The 5252-nt window shown below is 59.7% G+C and carries 7 protein-coding genes; 6 read left to right on the plus strand and 1 reads right to left on the minus strand.

Annotation, left to right across the window (positions count from 1 at the left end; all coding sequences use genetic code 11):
• The 5 genes from FHS21_RS30200 to FHS21_RS30220 form a co-directional block, all read left to right on the plus strand.
• The coding region (locus tag FHS21_RS30200) for a zinc-dependent alcohol dehydrogenase family protein (protein WP_183665832.1) at nt 1–816 on the plus strand (816 nt) is incomplete at its 5' end.
• 34 nt (nt 817–850) lie between these two features.
• Nucleotides 851–1150, plus strand: coding sequence for a tautomerase family protein (locus FHS21_RS30205; protein ID WP_183665834.1), 300 nt, complete (start codon nt 851–853; stop codon nt 1148–1150).
• A 97-nt stretch (nt 1151–1247) separates the two neighbouring features.
• The gene (locus FHS21_RS30210; RefSeq protein ID WP_183665836.1) at nt 1248–2231 is read left to right on the plus strand and encodes an alpha/beta fold hydrolase; all 984 of its coding nucleotides are present in this window, start codon (nt 1248–1250) and stop codon (nt 2229–2231) included.
• Nucleotides 2232–2330: 99 nt separating this feature from the next.
• Nucleotides 2331–3296, plus strand: a complete 966-nt coding sequence (locus FHS21_RS30215; RefSeq protein WP_183665838.1) for an MBL fold metallo-hydrolase — start codon at nt 2331–2333, stop codon at nt 3294–3296.
• Between the two features lie 134 nt (nt 3297–3430).
• Nucleotides 3431–3868: a DsrE family protein gene (locus FHS21_RS30220; protein ID WP_183665840.1), complete on the plus strand. Its 438-nt coding sequence runs from the start codon at nt 3431–3433 to the stop codon at nt 3866–3868.
• Between the two features lie 85 nt (nt 3869–3953).
• Here the strand turns inward: FHS21_RS30220 and FHS21_RS30225 are convergent, their stop codons facing one another.
• Nucleotides 3954–4895: an AraC family transcriptional regulator gene (locus FHS21_RS30225; protein WP_183665842.1), complete on the minus strand. Its 942-nt coding sequence runs from the start codon at nt 4893–4895 to the stop codon at nt 3954–3956.
• A 100-nt stretch (nt 4896–4995) separates the two neighbouring features.
• Between FHS21_RS30225 and FHS21_RS30230 the strand changes: the two genes are divergently transcribed.
• The coding region (locus tag FHS21_RS30230) for a nuclear transport factor 2 family protein (protein ID WP_183665844.1) at nt 4996–5252 on the plus strand (257 nt) is incomplete at its 3' end.

Below are 5252 nucleotides of genomic sequence, written 5' to 3' on the forward strand. Positions count from 1 at the left end.
TTACCCGCCATCCTCGGGATGGATGTCGCCGGAGTCGTCGAAGCCGTCGGTCCCGGCGTGACCGCGTTTAAGCCGCAGGACGAGGTCTTCGGCATGACGGGTGGTATCGGCGGTCTCCAAGGCTCGCTCGCGACCTATGTCGCCGTCGACGCCGACTTGCTTGCTCCCAAGCCCGCAAACCTGACCATGCGCGAAGCCGCCGCGTTGCCGTTGGTCTTCATCACCGCCTGGGAAGGCCTTGTTGACCGCGCGCAGGTCCAAGCTCGTCAGAAGGTCCTGGTGCTCGGTGCCGGGGGTGTCGGCCACATCGCGATCCAGATAGCTCGGGCTTTCGGAGCCGAGGTCTTCGCAGTGGACAAGGCCTCGAAGCAAAGCCAGATCGAGGAGCTCTGCGCCACGGCTATCGACCGCCATCAGACGACCGTCGAAGAGTATGTGAAAGACCATACGGGCGGGCGCGGCTTCGACATCGTCTACGACACCGTGGGCGGAGCCGGGATCGACGCCGCGTTCAACGCCGTGACCCGCTTCGGGCACGTCGTTAGCTGCCTCGGTTGGGGCACTCATTCGCTTGGACCGCTCTCGTTCCGAGCCGCAAGCTACTCGGGCGTCTTCACGCTCCTGCCGATCCTGACGGGGGAAGGCCGGGCCCATCACGGGCACATCCTGCGAGAGGCGAAGCGGCTCGCGGAAGCGGGAAAGATTACCCCTCTCGTTGATCCGCGCCGCTTCAGCTTCGAGACTGTTGAGGAAGCATATGCCGAAATCGAGAACCGGACCGCCAACGGCAAGATCGTGATCGACGTCGCCGACTAGGCACCTTCAACCCACTAAACAAAGGAAAGATGTCATGCCATTCGTCAATGTGAAACTGGTCGACGGTGTCTTCACGCCGGAAGAGAAACACGCTTTGGCCAAGGCCTTGACCGATGTCATGGTCAAGTTCGAAGGTTCGGAGGCGTTTCGCGAGGTGGTGTGGGTTCTCATCGAGGAACTGCACACCGACGGCTGGCACATCGGCGGCAGGCCGTTCGAAGGGCCCAAGTCCTTGATGACGACGCTCTCGAAATCCAAGGACGTCGTCGACATGATCGACGGCACGCCCACCACCCGGAAGGAGTGGGCAGCAGCAGCGCCAGTTCTGGGCTGAATACTTCAATCTCGACACGGCCAAAAGCGAGCGCGTCCGGACTGCAAACATTCGGAGCTGCCAAATGAGACCGTGTCCGCCCGCAGAGGGAAGAGACATGTACACGAGCACAGCCATAACAATGCCCACTGCGACGAGACGGGATGTCCTGATCGGGACCGGAGCCGTCCTCGCCACGACGTTGCCTGTGGGGGCCCTTGCCGCCACGGCATCGTCGAACTCAAACAGAGCAACCATTGAAGACGGGAGTGAGACCATGAGCAGCATCAAGACGAAAGACGGCGCGCAGATTTTCTACAAGGACTGGGGATCCGGGCAGCCGATTGTGTTTCACCATGGTTGGCCGCTCAGTGCCGATGACTGGGACAACCAGATGCTGTTTTTCCTCGGGAAAGGTTTCCGCGTCATCGCGCACGATCGAAGGGGCCATGGCCGCTCCAGCCAGACCACCAACGGCAACGACATGGATACATACGCTGCTGACGTCGCAGCCCTCGCTGAGGCTCTCGACCTCCGCGACGCCATTCACATCGGTCATTCGACCGGCGGCGGGGAGGTCACCAGGTACGTCGCTAGGCATGGCAAGGGCCGGGTCGCGAAAGCGGTCCTCATTTCCGCGATCCCTCCAGTCATGGTCAAGTCCGCCGATAATCCGGGCGGCCTTCCGATAGAAGTCTTCGACGGCTACCGCGCGGCGTTGGCTGCAAACAGGGCACAGCTCTACCTCGATATCGCGAGCGGGCCGTTCTACGGCTTCAACCGTCCTGGCGCGACCATCTCCGAAGGCACAATCCGCAACTGGTGGCGTCAGGGTGTGATGGGCGGCGCAAACGCGCATTACGAATGCATCAAGGTGTTCTCCGAAACCGATTTTACGGAGGATCTGAAGGCCATTACTGTCCCGGTCCTGGTGATGCACGGCAGCGACGACCAAGTCGTCCCTATAGCCGACTCCGCGGAACTCTCCGTGAAGTTGCTCAAGAACGGTGAACTCAAGGTCTATGACGGCTACCCGCACGGGATGTTCACGACGCATGCCGAGGTGATCAATGCGGACCTGCTCGCCTTTATCAAGGCTTGATCACTTGGCACTCGGGCAGACTGCAAAGCCTGCCCTCGACCTCACCAACTCCAGCTCGAGCCGCCGGCTCTCCTGATACCGGCTGCGGAAAGGTATGTCATGAAGTCCGAACACATGCTTTCGCGGCGGGGATTTTGCCTTTGCTGCATCGGCGCGGCGGGCTTTGCCGCCACGGGGGGATGGTTGAGCCCCCGCGAAGCCTACGCCGAGGCGCGGGGTCTGGTGAGCCTCATAAAAGACAGCGCCGCAAAGTCCGTCATCACCACCCACAAATTGAGGGACGGTATCATCATCCTGGAAGGCTCTGGCGGCAACGTCGCGGTACTTGGCGGGAAGGACGGTCTCGTCATGGTAGACGCTGGCATCAGTGTCTCCCGCAAGCAGATGGCGAAGGCGCTCGCCGAAATCTCGCCTGACCCTGTAACCCACTTAGTCAATACACACTGGCATTTCGACCATGCAGACGGGAACGCCTGGATCGGCTCCGGCGGAGCCAAGATCATTGCGCACGAGAACACGCGTAAATACCTTTCGCAGGTCCAGCGGGTCGAAGACTGGGACTACAATTTCCTCCCGCTGGAGCCACGAGCCGTCCCCAAGCACGTCTTCTCCAAGGAGCATTCGCTCAAGCTCAACGGGGAGTCAGTCACCCTGAAATATTATGGTCCGGCGCATACCGACGGCGACATTTCGGTGATGTTCGGCGAAGCCGATGTACTGCATGTCGGCGACACCTATTGGAACGGCATATATCCCTTCATCGACCATTCGACTGGCGGTAGCATCGACGGGATGATCGCGGCGTCCGAGGCGAACCTGTCCGCCTCGACAGACAAGACCATAATCATTCCGGGTCATGGAAATCCGGTGAGCAACCGTACCGAGTTGCAAAATTTCCGCGACATGCTGGTGGCAATCCGGGAGATCGTCGCGGCGCTCAAACGCGCGGGACGGTCGAGGGACGAGGCCGTTGCGGCCAAGCCGACGGCTGCATTTGACGCCAAATGGGGCAATTTCGTCATCGATCCGGGCTTCTTCACGCGGCTTGTTTACGAGGGTGTCTAGCGCCCGCAGGCCGATCACCGGCTCATCTCTTACTGGCGCGCACCTCCCCCGACTCCCACGCGCCATCGGGACGCCCCACGGGGCGTCCCGGCACCGATCCGCCGACCATAATCAAATCCAGATAGGAGACGACGATGTCCGAATCCAAGAGTGCTCTGTTCATCGATATTCCGGTCGAACTGCAACAGGTCAAGTCGGTGCACAGCATCGGTTCGCTTCAGTTCGAAGGAGACCTTCCCGCCGCCCTGTTCCATCTTCAGCTGATCACCACGGACATCGCCAACTGGAAAGCGGAATCCGATGTGATCGTGGTCTTTCACACCAATGCAGGTCACGTCACCCTGGACGACGCAGCCTATAACGCGTCGCGTAACATTGCCACCGGCAATCCCTACAAGAAGCTTGTCGCCGACCTCATCGATATAGGCGTCGAAGTCGAACTCTGCGGGGCGACAGCGAAGGTAAACGGCTGGGGGAACGCGGATCTTCTGCCCCGCATCAAGATCAATCTGGATGCCATGGCTCGTACGATACAGCTCGTGCAGCACGGCTTCGTCAAGATCACGGAGTGACCTCGATCCGGTCACGACTATAAGGCCAAGGAGGCCGTCATGCTTCAATTGTCATTCGGATTCCATTCCACCGCTTCTGAGGTTCTCAAAGGCGTGGAGTCCCCAGATGTGGACCAACGCCATTCGCCTTTCTGAACATGGCCGGAGTGTGACCCGTGACGCGCTTGAACACCTTGTTGAACGCGGCATCAGAGCCGTATCCCGCCTTGCGGGCTACCTCCGATATCGTCGAGGAAGATTTTACGAGTAGCGCCGAAGCGCAATGCACACGCCACGCGGTCAGATATTCCAGTGGCGTTTGCTCGAGAACGTTTTTGAAGTGGACCGCAAAGGCCGACCGTGACATGCCTGCGGTGCGGGCTAGGGCGTCGATAGTCCAGTCTCTCGCCGGATCGGCGTGGATGGCTTCGATGACCGATTTCAGACGGTGGTCCGATACGGCTGCTAACCATCCGCGCTTCGGGCTTCCGTCGTCCCGCGCATATGCGCGGATCGCGTGGATGAACAGGAGCTCGAACAATCTGGCGACCGCGGCATCGGCTCCCAGACCTGGAGCGGCTGTTTCGACGGCTAGCATATCCAAAACCGAAGCGAAGGCTGCGGTTCGGCCCTCGCTTTCCTTGAGGTGCAGAAATTGGGGAAGGACGTCGAGAACGGAATCGCGCTCAAATCGCTCGATCTCGAATGACCCGCTGTTGAACGTCGTCGTGGCTCCGCCGCCGCCAAACTCGATCCTGTCGCCCACCCGGCCGCGCTCGACATCGACACAGTCGATAAGCAAGGAGCGCTCGTCATCGAAGATTTTGTACGCGGCATCGTCGAGCAAGAGGAATACATCGCCGCTGAGGAGCCGAGTCGGTTCGAAACTGTCGGGCGTGGTTAGCACGGCCGAACCGCCTACGACGTGAACGAATTTCACGACGCGCTCGCCCGGGGAAACGATCCCCCAGGGCGCGCTTGCCTCCAGACGTGTGAACTTTGCCTCTTTGATGCGTGGAGCGGCGAAGATTTTGGAAAGCGTATCCATGAGTTCGTGACCATTGGACGATTCGACAAGATTCCAGGACTGATCGATCTCAACTGTCCTGAATGAACATCCTATGTAGGCATCCGAAAGGAGAATTTAAATGCAGGACAATACACAGTCATTCGACGAGATCGGCATGAGGAAAGCCAGGTACTGCCGATACGTCGATACCAAACGCTGGGACGAATTCCGGGAGCTGTTCTCCGAGGCACCGGACATCCGCTTCATGGATACGGAAGGGCAGACGATGCACGCCTTCACGTCGGTCGACGAGTTCGTGACGACGAGCGCCCGTTACCTTGAAGGTGCGCGGACGATCCATCAAGTCCACAATGCTGAAATGGAGAGAGTGTCCGA

Origin of the sequence: Phyllobacterium trifolii (assembly GCF_014192095.1) — a bacterium.
Classification (GTDB): Bacteria; Pseudomonadota; Alphaproteobacteria; order Rhizobiales; family Rhizobiaceae; genus Phyllobacterium; species Phyllobacterium trifolii.

Bases quoted from the DNA above. Each gene is read 5' to 3' on its own strand.
- FHS21_RS30205 (WP_183665834.1), top strand. From the start codon at position 851: ATGCCATTCGTCAATGTGAAACTGGTCGACGGTGTCTTCACGCCGGAA.
- FHS21_RS30210 (WP_183665836.1), top strand. From the start codon at position 1,248: ATGTACACGAGCACAGCCATAACAATGCCCACTGCGACGAGACGGGAT.
- FHS21_RS30215 (WP_183665838.1), top strand. From the start codon at position 2,331: ATGAAGTCCGAACACATGCTTTCGCGGCGGGGATTTTGCCTTTGCTGC.
- FHS21_RS30220 (WP_183665840.1), top strand. From the start codon at position 3,431: ATGTCCGAATCCAAGAGTGCTCTGTTCATCGATATTCCGGTCGAACTG.
- FHS21_RS30225 (WP_183665842.1), bottom strand. From the start codon at position 4,895: ATGGATACGCTTTCCAAAATCTTCGCCGCTCCACGCATCAAAGAGGCA.